The sequence below is a fragment of the Williamsia sp. 1138 genome (genome assembly GCF_002095435.2).
Lineage (GTDB): Bacteria > Actinomycetota > Actinomycetes > Mycobacteriales > Mycobacteriaceae > Williamsia.
The window spans coordinates 305,329-319,607 of the sequence record NZ_MJEJ02000053.1; the positions used below are offsets into that span (position 1 = coordinate 305,329).

Annotated in this window: 14 protein-coding genes; 7 read left to right on the forward strand and 7 right to left on the reverse strand. The window is 66.1% G+C overall.

What is annotated here, in order from left to right:
- Positions 1 to 44: 44 nt before the first annotated feature.
- The 4 genes from BH683_RS26345 to BH683_RS26360 all read right to left on the reverse strand — a co-directional run bounded on the left by BH683_RS26345 (position 45) and on the right by BH683_RS26360 (position 4,417).
- Positions 45 to 977, reverse strand: a complete 933-nt coding sequence (locus BH683_RS26345) for a phosphatidylcholine/phosphatidylserine synthase (RefSeq protein ID WP_084839229.1) — start codon at positions 975 to 977, stop codon at positions 45 to 47.
- Positions 974 to 1,687 (reverse strand): phosphatidylserine decarboxylase, encoded by a 714-nt coding sequence (locus BH683_RS26350; protein WP_084839281.1) that lies wholly within the window; start codon positions 1,685 to 1,687, stop codon positions 974 to 976. The genes BH683_RS26345 and BH683_RS26350 overlap by 4 nt, the downstream gene beginning before the upstream one ends.
- A 154-nt stretch (positions 1,688 to 1,841) precedes the next feature.
- Positions 1,842 to 3,068: a gephyrin-like molybdotransferase Glp gene (gene glp, locus BH683_RS26355; protein WP_084839230.1), complete on the reverse strand. Its 1,227-nt coding sequence runs from the start codon at positions 3,066 to 3,068 to the stop codon at positions 1,842 to 1,844.
- Positions 3,068 to 4,417 carry a dipeptidase gene (locus tag BH683_RS26360; protein ID WP_084839231.1) on the reverse strand — a complete coding sequence of 450 codons (1,350 nt, stop codon included), beginning with the start codon at positions 4,415 to 4,417 and terminating at the stop codon, positions 3,068 to 3,070. The genes glp and BH683_RS26360 overlap by 1 nt, the downstream gene beginning before the upstream one ends.
- A 136-nt stretch (positions 4,418 to 4,553) precedes the next feature.
- Here BH683_RS26360 and BH683_RS26365 point away from each other — a divergent pair, with 136 nt between their 5' ends.
- A complete protein-coding gene (locus BH683_RS26365) occupies positions 4,554 to 5,342 on the forward strand; it encodes an HAD-IIA family hydrolase (RefSeq protein ID WP_084839232.1) in 789 nt (262 codons plus the stop codon).
- Positions 5,343 to 5,429: 87 nt separating this feature from the next.
- Here the strand turns inward: BH683_RS26365 and BH683_RS26370 are convergent, their stop codons facing one another.
- From BH683_RS26370 to BH683_RS26380, 3 genes are read right to left on the reverse strand one after another with little or no spacing between them, the layout of a single operon-like run.
- Positions 5,430 to 5,885 carry an SRPBCC family protein gene (locus BH683_RS26370; RefSeq protein ID WP_084839233.1) on the reverse strand — a complete coding sequence of 152 codons (456 nt, stop codon included), beginning with the start codon at positions 5,883 to 5,885 and terminating at the stop codon, positions 5,430 to 5,432.
- 41 nt (positions 5,886 to 5,926) lie between these two features.
- Positions 5,927 to 7,051 (reverse strand): acyl-CoA dehydrogenase family protein, encoded by a 1,125-nt coding sequence (locus tag BH683_RS26375; RefSeq protein WP_084839234.1) that lies wholly within the window; start codon positions 7,049 to 7,051, stop codon positions 5,927 to 5,929.
- A gap of 30 nt (positions 7,052 to 7,081) precedes the next feature.
- Positions 7,082 to 8,254 carry an acyl-CoA dehydrogenase family protein gene (locus BH683_RS26380; protein ID WP_084839235.1) on the reverse strand — a complete coding sequence of 391 codons (1,173 nt, stop codon included), beginning with the start codon at positions 8,252 to 8,254 and terminating at the stop codon, positions 7,082 to 7,084.
- Between the two features lie 133 nt (positions 8,255 to 8,387).
- Between BH683_RS26380 and BH683_RS26385 the strand changes: the two genes are divergently transcribed.
- The 6 genes from BH683_RS26385 to BH683_RS26410 all read left to right on the forward strand — a co-directional run bounded on the left by BH683_RS26385 (position 8,388) and on the right by BH683_RS26410 (position 14,160).
- Positions 8,388 to 9,050 (forward strand): TetR/AcrR family transcriptional regulator, encoded by a 663-nt coding sequence (locus BH683_RS26385; RefSeq protein ID WP_084839236.1) that lies wholly within the window; start codon positions 8,388 to 8,390, stop codon positions 9,048 to 9,050.
- 150 nt (positions 9,051 to 9,200) lie between these two features.
- Positions 9,201 to 10,031 (forward strand): AraC family transcriptional regulator, encoded by an 831-nt coding sequence (locus tag BH683_RS26390; RefSeq protein ID WP_246833602.1) that lies wholly within the window; start codon positions 9,201 to 9,203, stop codon positions 10,029 to 10,031.
- Positions 10,032 to 10,224: 193 nt separating this feature from the next.
- On the forward strand, positions 10,225 to 11,241 hold the full coding sequence (locus BH683_RS26395) for an iron-siderophore ABC transporter substrate-binding protein (RefSeq protein WP_084839237.1): 1,017 nt from the start codon (positions 10,225 to 10,227) through the stop codon (positions 11,239 to 11,241).
- 56 nt (positions 11,242 to 11,297) lie between these two features.
- On the forward strand, positions 11,298 to 12,299 hold the full coding sequence (locus BH683_RS26400) for an iron ABC transporter permease (protein ID WP_084839283.1): 1,002 nt from the start codon (positions 11,298 to 11,300) through the stop codon (positions 12,297 to 12,299).
- Between the two features lie 44 nt (positions 12,300 to 12,343).
- Positions 12,344 to 13,354 carry an iron ABC transporter permease gene (locus BH683_RS26405; RefSeq protein ID WP_246833608.1) on the forward strand — a complete coding sequence of 337 codons (1,011 nt, stop codon included), beginning with the start codon at positions 12,344 to 12,346 and terminating at the stop codon, positions 13,352 to 13,354.
- Positions 13,351 to 14,160, forward strand: a complete 810-nt coding sequence (locus BH683_RS26410) for an ABC transporter ATP-binding protein (protein WP_084839239.1) — start codon at positions 13,351 to 13,353, stop codon at positions 14,158 to 14,160. Before BH683_RS26405 ends, BH683_RS26410 begins: the two co-directional genes overlap by 4 nt.
- Positions 14,161 to 14,279 lie beyond the last annotated feature (119 nt).

The following is a 14,279-nucleotide window of genomic DNA, read 5'->3' on the forward strand; positions in this document are numbered from 1 at the left end:
GCAAAACTACCGGTACACCCGGGACTGGCGGTGCAACGTCAGAACTACCCACCCGGTCGGCGCAACCCGAGACGTGCCGCCGACTTGGTCGGCCGCCCGCGACGGACCTGGCGGATCGCCCGGCGCTCCGCGCGCCGCTCCCTCGGATGGAAGTCCCAGGTTTCGGGCCGGCTCGCCACCCAGCGCTTGGTGCGCCAGGCGAACGGGATGTGGGCGAGATAGATCCCGATGGCCACGACCATCAGCAGGTACGGATAGGTGAGCAGCGCGGCGGCGAACAGCGCGACCCCGATCAGTACGAGTACGAGCGCGTTCGGCGGTACCGCGTAGGACTTCAACGATGCGGTCGGCAGACGGCTCACGGCGAGCAGCGCCACGAACGTCATCCACCCACCGACGAAGGCGTCGGACGTCCACCAGCCGGTTCCGAACTGCTGGTCGAGGGCGATCGGCAGGATCGCGATGAGGGCGGCCGCTGGTGCGGGCACCCCGACGAAGAAGTCCTTGGTGTACTGGGGCGAATCGTCGTCGTCGATCAGGGTGTTGAACCGTGCCAGTCGCAAAACGATTGCACAGCAATAGATCAGCGACAGCAACCAGCCGACGTCGTTGCCCTGCAGCATCAGCACATACAGCGTCAGCGCAGGCGCGACGCCAAAGTTGATCGCATCGGCGAGTGAGTCGAGTTCGGCACCGATCTTGGTGGTGGCACCGAGAAGCCGGGCCACACGGCCGTCGATGCCGTCGAGCAGGGCTGCGGCCGCGATCATCGCAACGCACAGATGGATCCGGCCGTCGAGGGCGAACTTGGCTGCCGACAGGCCGGCGCAGATGGCGAGCACGGTCAGCGCCGAGGGCACGAGTAGCTTGCCGGTGTTCAGGGTGCCGGCACGACTGGGTCTCGACCGGCGCGGTAGCGCCTGCGGTACCCGATGTGCGGTGCGGCGAGCAGGTTCTCTTCGGACGGACTCTTTCATGTCAGATGGGCCAACACTGTTTCCGCCCCGACGGCCCGCTGACCGACGGCGACAAGGGGGGTGGTGCCCTCGGGAAAGTAGACGTCGACGCGGGAGCCGAACCGGATCAGGCCGTACGTGTCGCCGAGGGTGACGGCGTCACCGGTCCGGGCGTCGCAGACGATCCGGCGCGCGATCAGGCCCGCTATTTGGACGACCGCGATCTCGGCGCCGTCCTCGGCCCGGATCAGCATCGAGTTGCGCTCATTGGCCTCGCTCGCCTCGGGCAGGTCGGCGCTGACGAAGGTGCCGGGCCGGTACTCGACGGCCTCGATCGTTCCTGCGGCGGGAATGCGCTGGACGTGGACGTCGAAGATCGACAGGAAGATCGACACGCGTGGGCGGGGGGTGGCGGGCAAACCCAGTTCGGCGGGTGGCGCGGCGTGATCGACCAAGGCGACCTGGCCGTCGGCCGGGGCCACCACCACACCCTGGGCATTGGGTGGCACCCGATGGGGGTGCCGGAAGAATGCTGCGGTCGCCAGTGCCGCAACGGTCGCCGGGGTGCGGATCCACCCGTGTTTGCGGCCCAGGACCGCCACGGCCGCCGGTGCGGCGACGAAGGGGATTCCGCCTCGGTGTAGGGGCGGCACGGTTTCGCGGACCAGGTCGGCAAAGTGTGCCAGGCGGGTCGTCGGCTCGGATTCGGTCGGCTTGGGGCGTCTGGCCATGGGTCCCATTGTCGCAGGCGGTGTGCTCGCGTCGACCGTTGCGATCATGTCTTGTCCGAATTCGGCCCCGTGAGCTGCCACGAAGGTCAGATTTCCCTCGGCCGATGCTCTCGGGGACGAACGCGGCGGGTGTCCGCCCGACCCTCGAGCGGGCTCAGTCCTCGAGCAGGAGGACTTCGATGGTGCTCCCGGCCTCGACGTGCTCGACGTCGGCCGCGATGTCGAGCAGCGCATTGGCCGACGCCATGAAAGCCAGGTGATGCGAGCCCGGCGGGCCGATGGGTCTGACGATCGCGCCGGTGCCGGCCATCTCGAGTTCCCCACGCCGGAACTGCCGTTTGCCCCGAGGGGACGTGAAGGATTCGGTGACCTGGGCGTGCGCCGTCCGGCGACCCCGAGGCAGACCCATCGCGGCGCGCAACGGGGGCCGCACGAAGACCTCGAACGACACCTGGGCGCTCACCGGGTTACCGGGCAAGGTGACGATGGGGACCGCGGTACCTGCCGCGCTGGTGTAGTGCCCGCAACCCTGCGGCATACCGGGTTGCATCGCGACTTTCGTGAACTCGACACCGTGGCCGGTGAGTGCGTCCTTGACCACCTCGTAGGCGCCGGCGCTGACGCCGCCGGAGGTGATGATCAGGTCGGCGCCCTGCTCGCGGTCGACGTACTCGTCGAGTCTGGCGCGGAACTCGTCGACGCTGTCGGGGACGAAGTGCACCTGCTCGGCGAACGCTCCCGCCTCGGTGGCGGCAGCGGTCAGCATCGCCCCGTTGGATTCGTAGATCTGCCCGTAGTCGAGCGGGGTGCCGGCCGGGACGAGCTCGCTGCCGGTGGAGAGGACCAGGACCCGCAGCGGTGCGTAGACCCGGATATGCGAGAGTCCCAGCGCTGCCAGCAGGCCCAGTTGAGGTGCGTGCAGCACCCGGCCGGCGGTCAGTGCGAGGTGGCCGGGGGAGATGTCGGAGCCTGCGGACCGGATCGCAGCCCCGGTGTCGACTGCGGCGTAGATCCGGACCTCGTCGACTCCACCGTCGGTCTTCTCGACCTGGACCACCGCGTCGGCGCCGCCAGGCAGGGGCGCCCCGGTCATGATGCGGTGCGCCGTACCGGCGGACAGGGTCAGGTGATCGGTGCGACCGGCGGGGATGTCCTGAGCCACCGCCAGGGTCACCGGGTCACCGTCCGTCGCCCCGGCGATGTCCTCGGCCCGCACGGCGTAGCCGTCCATCGCGGAATTGTCGAAACCCGGCAGGGACAGCGTCGCGGTGACGTCCTCGGCGAGCACCCGCCCCAGGGCCTCGCTCGCGGGCAGGGTCACGGTTCGGGGCGCTGCGAACAGTGCGTTCACATGTTGCTGGTGTTCGGGAACGCTTCGCATCAGGCCTTCAATGAGTAGGTCGAGAGGAACAACGCCAGGGACAGCGCGGTCTTGGAGATCTCGTCGGGGTCCACACTCTCGTTCGGTGCGTGGATCCGGCAATTCGGCTCTTCGACCCCGAGCAGTGCGATCTCGGCACGGGGGCTGATCTCGGACAGGACGGTGCACAGCGGAATCGAGCCACCCTGTCCCGAGAACACCACCTGCGAACCGTAGGCCTTGCCCATCGCAGCAGTCAGGGCGGTGTAACCCGGACCGTCGGTGGTTGCCGAGAACGGCGCGCCCGTTGCCAGCACCTCGACCTCGACCCGGGCGTGCCACGGGATGTGCCGGTGCAGGTGGGCTTCGAGGGCTGCGGCACCGGCTTTCGGATCTGTTCCCGGTGGCACCCGCAGGTTCAGCAGAGCCGCTGCGCGCGGATTGATGGCGGCAGGGGCGTCGGAGGTCGGGGGCGCGTCGAGACCGATCACCGTCACCGCAGGCCGGGCCCACACCATCTCTGCGGGGGTACCCGAGCCGAGCAGGTCCACACCGTCGAGTGTCGTCGAGTCCGAGCGGAACTCGCCTGGTTCGTAGGACGCTCCGGGCCAGGCCTGGTCGCTGCGCAGACCGTCGATGGTGGTGTTGCCGTCGGCGTCGCGCAGGGTGGCCAGACCTGCGATGAGCGCTGCGAGTGCGTCTGGCGCGGCTCCGCCGAACTGGCCCGAATGTACTTCGGAGCCAAGGGTTTGCACAGATACCCGCACTGCAGCCATCCCACGCAGACTGGTGGTGAGGGTGGGGACGCCCGGGGCGACGTTGCCGGTGTCGCAGATGAGGATCATGTCCGCGTCGAACAGTTCGGGACGCGAGCGGGCCAGCCGGTCGAGGCCTTCTCCGCCGGCCTCTTCAGAGCCCTCGATCACCACCCTGATGCCGACGGGTGGCAGCGGGGACAGCGAACGCAGAGCGGTCAGCAGCGCCACCACGTTGCCCTTGCAGTCTGCGGCGCCGCGGCCGTACCACCGCCCGTCTCGTTCGGTGAGGGCGAACGGGGAGGTCTCCCAGAGCTCGTCCGGACCGGCCGGCTGCACGTCGTGGTGCGAGTACAACAGCACGGTGGGCGAGCCGGGTGGACCAGGCTGGTAGCCGAGGATGGTCTGGCTGCCGTCGGAGGTGTCCATCACCAGCGAATCGATCCCGGCATCGGAGAAGGCGCCGCGAACCCAGGCGGCGCTGGCCCGGCAATCGTCCCGTTTGCCGGGATCGTCATGCACCGAGGACAGGGCCACGAGATCCGCGAGATCTGAATGCGCGCGGGACATCAAACCGTTCACGCGTTTGGACAGGGTCGAGAGCTGGTCTGCCATGGCCCCAAGCATGCCGCAGCGACTCGGAGACGACCAGCCTTCGGCGCGGTGTTTCGGGCCCTGCGCCGGTGTTCGGGCCTGTGAGACCGGCAGCCCGTCGTGCGATGGTCCCGCGGCAGGACTAGGTTTCTGAGGTATGGCTGAAGGGTTGCTACTCGACATCGACGGGGTGATCGTCACCTCGTGGAAGCCGCTGCCCGGTGCGGTCGAGGCCCTCGAGGCCATCTCCGATTCCGGCATCCCGCGGATGTTCCTCACGAACACGTCGTCGCGGTCGCGCGGCCAGATCGCCGACACCCTCAACGATGTGGGATTCACGGTGCGCGCGGACGAGATCCTCACCGCGGCCGTACTGACCGCCGAGTACCTGCGGTCGCGTCATGCGGGCAAACGGGTCGTCGTCCTGAACGAAGGCCCGGTGACCGAGGACATGGACGGCGTGGATCTGGTCGACGACGATCCGCAGGTGCTCGTCTTCGGAGGTGCAGGGCCCTCGTTCACCCACGAGGTGCTCTCACGCGCTCTCGCCTGGATGCTCGACGGCGTCCCGGCCATCTCGATGCATCGCTCGTTGACCTGGGCGACCGCAGGCGGGCCCAAGATCGATACCGGGGTCTACTTGGAGGGACTGCAGAAGGCGACGGGCAAGAAGATCCCGGCGATCGGGAAACCGTCGCCGCTGGGCTTCCGGTCGGCGGTCGAGATGCTCGGCGTCGGGGATCCGTCCGGGGTGGTCATGGTCGGTGACGACATGTACAGCGATGTGCTGGGCGCCCAGAAGACCGCGATGACGGGCGTGCTGGTGCGTACCGGCAAGTTCGTCCCGGAACAGCTCGAAGCGCTGCACAAAGACGAGTTCGGGCAGGTCCCCGATCACGTCATCGACTCGATCGCTGACCTGCCCGATCTGTTGAAAAAGCTCTGACAGCACAAACCCACCCGAAGTGGTCAAACCCACGTGTCTTCGACTCGTGGGTTTGACCGTAACGGGTGGGTTTGTGCGGGGCGCGGTCTAGTGGACCGCCGCCTTGATCTTGCTCAACGTCTGGTTCATCCCGTCGACGAGTTCGGCGTCGAACGGCTTCTCGCCGCCCATCGCCACGTTGATGAGCACCTGCGACACCTTCTTGGTGTTGTTGGGCGCCTCGCGACGTTCGGTCAGCTTCACACCGGCGTCGGTGGGTGTGATGGTGAAGCTCCAGATGCTGCCGTTCTCGGTGATCCGGTAGGCGATCTCTTTGTTCGGCTCGAACCGCACGACCTTGGCGGTGGTGGGCCAGACGAGCAGGCCGCGCTTGTTCACGTTGACCGTCTTGGTGCCGAGGGTCACCGGACCGCCGCCGCGCACGACCACCTTGCGGCACTGCGGGCTCCATTCACCCATCCGCTTGAGGTCGGAGACCAGCTCCCAAACCTTCTCGGGGGACGCCTTGATCTCGGTGGACGCTTCTAGCAGTGGTGCAGCCATGGGTCTCCTGTCGGGTACTTACTCGTCAACGTACGTTGTCACTATCCGATCAGGATCTTGTCATAGTCGCCCACCTGATCCGCGAGGGTGCGCAGATGTTCGGCTGCGCCGCCGAGCGTGTGCTCGATCGCCAGCAGCCGACTGGCGTAATGCCCGACCGGGTATTCGGCGGTGATACCGATACCGCCGTGCATCTGGATCGCTTCTTGCGCGACCTTGCGGGCCGACCGGCAGATCTGCAGCTTCGCCCGAGAAGCGACGATCGGGTCGACGTCACCTTCGGCGAGGGTGACCGTCGCGTACAGGCTCATGCTGCGGGCCAACTCGACCAGTACGTACATGTCTGCCGCGCGCTGGGTCAGCGTCTGGAACTTGGCCAGAGGTACACCGAATTGCTTGCGCTGCTTGAGGTATTCGGTGGTCAGGCGCAGCGCCTCCTCCATCGCGCCGACGGCTTCGGCGCAGAGGGCGACCTGCGCCACCACCTCGGCCTTGACGATCGCGGCGGCGGCGTCACTCGACTCGAGCAACGTCGCCGGGGCGTCGGTGAGGTCCACCTGAGCCCCACGCCGCGAATCATGTGTTCGGAAATTGGTGCGCTGCACGCCGGCCCCGTCGGTCTCCACCAGGAACAGGCGGATCTCCCCGTCGAGGCGAGCGGTGACGACGAGTACGTCCGCGCAATCACCGTGCAGGACAGGGTTCTTGCGACCGGTCAGGGTGTAACCGTCGCCTGACTTCGCCGCGCTGGTGGCGACGGCGGCGTGCGGCCAACGGTCGCCGGGCTCGTTGTGGGCGTAGGCGGCCAACAACTCACCTGAGGCCAGGGCAGGGAGGTACTTGGCCTTCTGCTCGGCGCTGCCGGTGTCCGCGATGAGACCGCCGGGGATCAACACCGAATCCAGGAGCGGCTCGGGGGCCAGAGCGCGTCCGAACTCGCCAAGCACGGCGGAGATCTCTTCGGGTCCCGCGCCCATTCCACCGTCGTCCTCGCTGAACGAGAGTCCGAGAATCCCGATCTCTCCCAGCGACTTCCACACGTCACGACTCCAGCCCAGATCGGTGTCGGTGACAGCCCGGAGCTTTTCGAGGTCGTACGACTTCGACAGGACATCGCGCGTGGTGTCGCGCAGCATCGTCTGTTCTTCGTTGTATTCGAAATCCATGGTTGGTCCTTTGTGGTGTGCGAGGCGCTTCTACAGCCCGAGGATGGAGGAGGCGATGATGGTGCGCTGGACCTCGGAGGATCCTCCGTAGATGGAGACCTTCCTGAAGTTGAGGTAGGTCGGCACGGTCTCCTGAGCCCATCCCGGGGACGCGATGTCGGCGGCGTCCACCGCAAGCGAGTCGATGCCCGCCAGATCTGCCAGCAGCTCGGTCGCGGCCTGCTGCAGTTCACTGCCGCGCAGCTTGAGGACGGACGAGACGGGGTCCGGCTTGCCGTCGGACGACGACGCGACCACTCGCAGCTGCGTCAATTCCAAGGAGAGGAGTTCATTCTCGATTTCGGCGAGCCGAGCGGAGAACAGGGGATCCTGTAGCAGTGTGCCGTCGCCCACCGGGATCTTGGCGGCGAGTTCCTTGGCGGTGGCGAGGCGGTTCTTGGTGATGCCCGCGCGGGTGACACCTGCTCGCTCATTGCCGAGCAGGAACTTGGCGTAACCCCAGCCCGCATTCTCTTCGCCGACGAGGTTCTCGGCCGGCACGCGAACGTTCTCGAAGAAGACCTCGTTGACCTCGAACCCGCCGTCGATCAACTGGATGGGACGGACGGTGACACCCTCGGACTTCATGTCGATGAGCAGGAAACTGATACCCGCCTGCTTCTTCGGTGCGTCGGGGTTGGTGCGGACGAGGGCAAAGATCCAGTCGGCGTATTGCGCCATCGTGGTCCAGGTCTTCTGGCCGTTGACGACGTAGTGGTCACCGTCGCGCACGGCCTTGGTCTTCAGCGAGGCCAGGTCCGAACCCGCTTCGGGCTCGGAGAAGCCCTGGCACCACCAGATGTCGAGGTTGGCGGTCGCCGGGAGAAAGCGTTCCTTGAGCTCCTGGGAACCGAAGTTGGCGATGACCGGACCGACCATGTCGGCATTGAAGGCCAACGGCTCGAGCACCGAGTTGAGGTTCATCTCGGTCTGCCAGATGTGCTTTTGTACCGGAGTCCAGTCCTTGCCGCCCCATTCGGCGGGCCATTTGGGCACAGCGAGGCCGCGCTCGTTGAGCTTGCGCTGTACGGCGACCATGTCGTCCGGCCAGATCGAGGTGCCGGCGGCGGCGCGCTCACGGATTTCCTTGGGAATTTCTGTGGTGAAGAAGGTGCGCAATTCCTCGCGGAAGGCAACGTCCTCGTCGCTGAGTTTGAGGTGCATGGTTCCTTGATACTCCCGTTCGTGTACCCGCGTATGACACTGATCACATAGAGCGATGTGCTTATCGAAACAAAGTTTTACTCTTCGGTCAAACTTTGGTCTACCCGTGGGGTCGATGTCATAAACTGCGCGGATGGCAGGAGTCCGGCACGCCTCGGTGGGGAAGTCCCCGCGTCGTAGCAACGGCAATCGTCCCAGCGACGATGCGTTGCTCGACGCCGCCCGGGACGTCTTCGACGGGGCCGGCTACCACGCGACGTCCATGGAGGCGATTGCTCAGCAGGCCGACTCGACGAAGCCAACGCTCTATGCGCATTTCGGTAGCAAGGAACAGCTGTATCGCGCAGCCTTGGAGCGAGAGGCCGCGCAACTGCGCGGGTGGCTCTTCGAGGCGTACGAGTCTGTGGCCGGGCTGACGATGGAAGAGCAGGTCAGGGCCGACATGCTGGCGTTCTTCCGCTACGCGACGACCCACCCGACGGGGTTCGGGTTGCTGTTCGGCGACACGGGATCGGGCCCGGCCGCCGAGGTTCGCGACGGACTGGTGCATGCCATCACCGACCAGATCGCCGTCCGGATCAGGGCGTATTACATCCAGCGTTCCCTGCCGCCACCGGCGCAGAGTGCCGAGCTGCTGGCGTCGATGCTGGTCGGCATCGCCATCCACGGCGGTCGGCAGGCGCTGCTGCTCTCGCTGCCGCCTGCGGACGTGGGGGTGTTCGCGACGGCGCTCGCCCATGCAGGACTGCAGCATCTCGCCCCGGCGCACATGGAAGCCATCGACGACCTCGGCTGACGCGGGTCACGCGCCCGATCTGCTCCACTTTCGGGGATCTGCTCCGCTTCCAGTGCGCTGGAAGCGGAGCGCATTCCCACAACCGGAGCAGATGTGGCGGGGCGGGGTGCGTTGACCGGCGATGCCCTCGCGACCACTAGCGTGTTCACCGTGAGTATCGACAATCATCGGCCGCGGTCGGCGTCTCGTCGCGCCGGCGAATCGGGCGATGACGTCGACACTCGCAGCCTGCCGATCTATGAGGCCGGCGCGATCGACGTGCCATTTGTCATCGCGGGGATGTACGAGAACGTCTCGCGCGACACCTTGTGGGAGGAACATTCACACCCCACCCATGAATTGCTGTGGAGTGAGCGCGGCGCGTCGTCGGCGAACATCGGACCGCGAATCTGGACGATCACGCCGGCGATTGCCCTGTGGATACCCGCGGGCGTCCGGCACTCGGGCTGGACGCCGGCCGGAACTCTGCTGCGCGCTGCGCAATTCAGCATCCGCTCGGTGCCATCCATTTCGCCGGGGCCGGTCGCCGTGGAGGCTTCGCCGTTGCTGCGATTGCTGCTCGATCGACTCACGGCCGCCGACATCGACGCCGATTCGCGGGCGATGACCGAGACGATGGTGCTCGACATCCTCGCTCCGGCACCGAACGAACTTCTGCTGCGGGTACCCGAATCGCCGCTGCTGGCTCCCATTGTCGCCGCGGTCGGTGCAGACCCGTCCGACGCGACACAGCTGGCGGAGTGGGCCAAGCGCCTCGGGGTGAGCGCCCGCACGATCACGCGTGCCTTTCTCGCCGAGACCGGCGTCGGATTCGCGCGATGGATTGCCACCGCCCGCGTGCAGCACGCGATCACGCTGCTGGCCCAGGGGGAGGGCATCGACGAGATCGCGTTCACGGTCGGGTTTCGTTCATCCAGCGCGTTCGGGACGGCATTCCGGCGGGTCACCGGAATGAGCCCCGGGCGCTTCAGGGAGCAGTGAACGACGACGCACGGTGCGTCACGATTGTCCGTTTCGCTAAGAACAGTGTCGCAAATGCTCGATTGCAAACTCTTTAAGGAGTGCCTAGCCTTTCGTTAGGTAATCCTTACCGACCTTGCCGCAGGCGCTGGACCCGTTCACCGGCTCCCTGCCCGGCACGTCTACAGCAGAGTTCTTTGATCGAAAGGGAACCATGTCTCGCGCACCGAAGCTGGTGGCACTGGCGGCCGCCGCACTTCTCACCGTCGGAATCTCGGCATGCTCATCGTCGAACGACGACAACGGCGGTGGCGGCGGCTTCGAACCGATCACGATCGAGCACGCGCTCGGGACCACGGTCATCGATTCCAAGCCCGAGCGGATAGCCACCGTGAACTGGGCCAACCAAGAGGTGCCGCTGGCTCTCGGGGTGGTGCCGGTGGGTATGGCCGCCGCGAACTTCGGTGATGACAATGACGACGGCATCCTGCCCTGGGTCGATGAGCGTCTGCAGGAACTCGGCGGAGAGCCGCCCGTGCTGTTCGACGAGACCGATGGTGTGGACTTCGAAGCGGTCGCCAACACAAACCCGGATGTGATCCTGGCGGCGTATTCCGGACTGACGCAAGAGGATTACGACACCCTCAGCGAAATCGCACCCGTTGTGGCCTTCCCCGAAACTGCCTGGGGTACCCCGTGGCGCGAGATGATCCAGCTGAACAGCCAGGCCATGGGTATGGCGACCGAGGGCGACGAGCTGATCGCCTCGCTCGAGACCGAGATCGACGCGGCTGTTGCGAAGTTCCCTCAGCTGCAGGGCAAGTCGGCCATGTTCCTCACCCATGTCGACCCGTCCGACCTGAGTGAGGTCAGCTTCTACACCACGCACGACACGCGCCCGATGTTCTTCGAAGACCTGACCCTGACCACCCCGGCCAGCATCGAAACGGCTTCGGCTGAGACCGACAAGTTCTCGTTGACCCGCAGCGCCGAGCAGGTAGACGGCATCAGCGACGTCGACATCATCGTCACGTACGGCTCCGACGAGATCATCGCCGCGCTCAAGGCAGACCCGCTGCTGGCTCAGGTTCCGGCGGTGGCCAACAACGCGATCGTGAGCCTTCCGAGCACCCCGCTGGGTACCGCCGCGAATCCCACTCCGCTGTCGATCTCGTTCGTGCTCGACGACTACCTGACGATGCTCGCGCAGGCCGCCGACAACGCCCGGTGACGAGCAGTAACCCCGGTTCGATCACCAAGTCCCCGGCCCTCCCGGGTGTCGCCGCCGTGCGACGCCCGCGGAGGGTCCGGGCAGTGGGTCTGCTCGCCGTCACCGCGGGCCTGCTTGTTCTCGGGATCGTCTCGATAAAGATCGGATCCAGGGAAATAGACTGGTCCGACGTGTTCACCGTGCTCGGCGGAGACAGTTCCGGACTCGATCAGGCTGCCGTCGAAAAGCGCATCCCCAGAACGCTTCTGGCGATGCTTGCCGGCGCGGCACTCGGTGTCTCCGGTGCCGTGATGCAGGGGGTGACGAGGAATCCACTGGCGGATCCGGGAATTCTCGGTGTCAACATGGGTGCGGCTCTCGCCGTGGTCATCGGCATCGCCTACTTCGGACTCGACACCCCGTCGGGGTTCATCTGGGTCGCCATCATCGGGGCAGGTATCGCGGCAGTGTTCGTCTACTGCGTCGGGTCCCTCGGCCGCGGTGGGGCCACCCCGCTCAAACTCGCTCTTGCCGGCGCCGCGACCTCCGCGGCCCTGGTGTCGTTCGTCACCGCTGTAGTGCTCGGACGCAACGACATCGCCGACACCGCGCAGTCGTGGCGCATCGGGGGAGTCGGTGGTGCGACCTATCCCAGCATCGAGCAGGTACTGCCCTTTCTGATCGTGGGATTCGCCATCTCGCTGTTGTCCGCACGCGGGCTGAACTCCCTTGCCCTCGGCGACGACCTCGCTGCCGGACTGGGTGAGCGAGTGGCGCTGGTACGTGGGGCATCCGCGTTCGGCGCCGTGATCCTGTGCGGCGCGGCCACCGCGGTATGCGGACCCATCGCATTCGTCGGACTGGTGGTCCCGCACGCATGTCGACTGATCGTCGGCGTGGATCACCGCTGGCTGCTGCCGTTCTCGGCGATCACCGGCGCAGCGTTGCTGACCGCCGCTGATGTCCTCGGCCGCATCATCGCTCGTCCGGCCGAGATAGACGTCGGCATCCTGACCGCGCTGATCGGCGCCCCGTTCTTCATCTACATCGTCCGCCGGCAAAAGGTGAGTGCATTGTGACGGCAGGAACGCTGAAACCGGCGACCGTCCTCACGGCCGACGACATCGCATCGCGGCGCCGCGGTCGCGGAGTCCGGCGAAGCGTGGTCATCGCAGTGCTCGCAGCGCTTGTCGTTGCAGCCTTCGCGATCTCGCTGATGTTCGGTCAGACGTTCTACCCGCCCGGCGATGTGCTGCGGGTGATCTTCGGGGAACAGGTGCAGGGCGCGACCTTCACTGTCGGTCGGCTGCGACTGCCTCGTGCCGTACTGGCCCTTGTCACCGGACTGTGCTTCGGCCTCGCAGGAGTGACCTTCCAGACGATGTTGCGCAATCCGCTGGCCAGCCCCGACATCATCGGGATCAGTGCCGGCGCCAGTGCCGCAGCGACATTTGCGATCGTGACGTTGTCCCTCGGCGCCACGCAGGTCTCTGTCTTCGCGATCGTCTCCGGGCTGGCGATCGCTCTGCTCATCTATGTGCTCTCGTTCAAGAACGGGGTCGGCGGTATCAGGCTGATCCTGATCGGTATTGGAATCGCGGCCATGCTCCACAGTGTCACCGACTATCTCCTGGACCAGGCGTCTGAGTGGGATCAGCAGGCCGCCATGCGCTGGCTGACCGGCAGCCTCAACGGTGCGTCGTGGACACAGGTCATCCCCGTCGTGGTGGCGCTGGCGGTCTTGACGCCCGTATTGCTCGGCCAGACTCGCAATCTGGACATCTCCAGGCTTGGTGATGACACCGCATCGGCACTCGGTGTCCGGGTCAATCGGTTGCGGCTCATCGTCATCGTCGCAGCGGTCGGGGTCTTGGCCTTCGCCACCGCAGCAGCCGGACCGATCGCCTTCGTCGCGTTCCTGTCCGGACCCATCGCTGCTCGCCTCGTCGGACCGAACGGCTCGCTGGTCATCCCATCGGCTCTGGTCGGCGCGTTACTCGTTCTCGTCGCCGACTTCGCCGGGCAGTTCGCCTTCGACACGCGTTTCCCCGTCGGAGTGGTCACCGGTGTCCTCGGTGCCCCGTACCTCATCTATCTGATCGTTCGTACCAACCGTGCCGGAGGCTCGCTGTGACCACCGACCATCAGCTCATCGTCGAGGACCTGAACCTCGGTTACGGCGACCACACCGTCATCGAGAAGCTCGACCTCCTCGTCCCACCCGGCAAGGTCACTGCGATCGTCGGTGCCAACGCCTGCGGCAAATCGACTCTGTTGCGGTCGATGTCGCGGTTGCTGGCGCCGCGCGGCGGCCGGGTCCTGCTCGACGGCAAGGAGGTGCACCGCACCCCCGCCAAACAGCTGGCCCGCACCCTGGGGTTGCTGCCGCAATCACCGATCTCCCCGGAGGGCATCACGGTCGCCGACCTGGTGGGACGCGGCCGCCATCCACACCAGGGGATCTTTGCCCGCTGGAGCCGCGAGGACGACGAGGCCGTCGCCGACGCGCTCACTGTCACCGAGACGGCTGTACTCGCCGATCGACCCGTCGACGAATTGTCTGGCGGACAGCGCCAACGGGTATGGATAGCAATGGCTCTGGCCCAGCAGACTGATCTCCTCCTCTTGGACGAGCCGACCACGTTCCTGGACGTCAGTCATCAGATCGAGGTCCTCGATCTCCTCACCGACCTGAACCGGAATCGCGGAACCACGATCGTGATGGTGCTCCACGACCTCAACATGGCTGCCCGCTACTCGGATCACCTCGTCGCGCTGGCGGATGGAAAGCTGCACGCTGCAGGTGATCCCGCTGATGTGCTCACCGAAGGCAATGTTCGTGCGGTCTTCGGCCTGGACAGCCAGGTGATACCCGACCCGACGTCGGGTAAGCCCCTGATGCTGCCGCTCGGCCGTCATCACGTGCTGTCCGAGCGTTAGCCGACCGCCACAAAAGCACACGCTCGAGTCAGTTGCACACGTTTGACTGCACACGTTTGACGGAAGTTGTCAACCTGTCTGAGACAGGTGTGGGTTCGATTGTTCGGCCTGTTCGGCCG

Bases quoted from the DNA above. Each gene is read 5' to 3' on its own strand.
- BH683_RS26345 (WP_084839229.1), bottom strand. From the start codon at position 977: ATGAAAGAGTCCGTCCGAAGAGAACCTGCTCGCCGCACCGCACATCGG.
- BH683_RS26350 (WP_084839281.1), bottom strand. From the start codon at position 1,687: ATGGCCAGACGCCCCAAGCCGACCGAATCCGAGCCGACGACCCGCCTG.
- glp (WP_084839230.1), bottom strand. From the start codon at position 3,068: ATGCGAAGCGTTCCCGAACACCAGCAACATGTGAACGCACTGTTCGCA.
- BH683_RS26360 (WP_084839231.1), bottom strand. From the start codon at position 4,417: ATGGCAGACCAGCTCTCGACCCTGTCCAAACGCGTGAACGGTTTGATG.
- BH683_RS26365 (WP_084839232.1), top strand. From the start codon at position 4,554: ATGGCTGAAGGGTTGCTACTCGACATCGACGGGGTGATCGTCACCTCG.
- BH683_RS26370 (WP_084839233.1), bottom strand. From the start codon at position 5,885: ATGGCTGCACCACTGCTAGAAGCGTCCACCGAGATCAAGGCGTCCCCC.
- BH683_RS26375 (WP_084839234.1), bottom strand. From the start codon at position 7,051: ATGGATTTCGAATACAACGAAGAACAGACGATGCTGCGCGACACCACG.
- BH683_RS26380 (WP_084839235.1), bottom strand. From the start codon at position 8,254: ATGCACCTCAAACTCAGCGACGAGGACGTTGCCTTCCGCGAGGAATTG.
- BH683_RS26385 (WP_084839236.1), top strand. From the start codon at position 8,388: ATGGCAGGAGTCCGGCACGCCTCGGTGGGGAAGTCCCCGCGTCGTAGC.
- BH683_RS26395 (WP_084839237.1), top strand. From the start codon at position 10,225: ATGTCTCGCGCACCGAAGCTGGTGGCACTGGCGGCCGCCGCACTTCTC.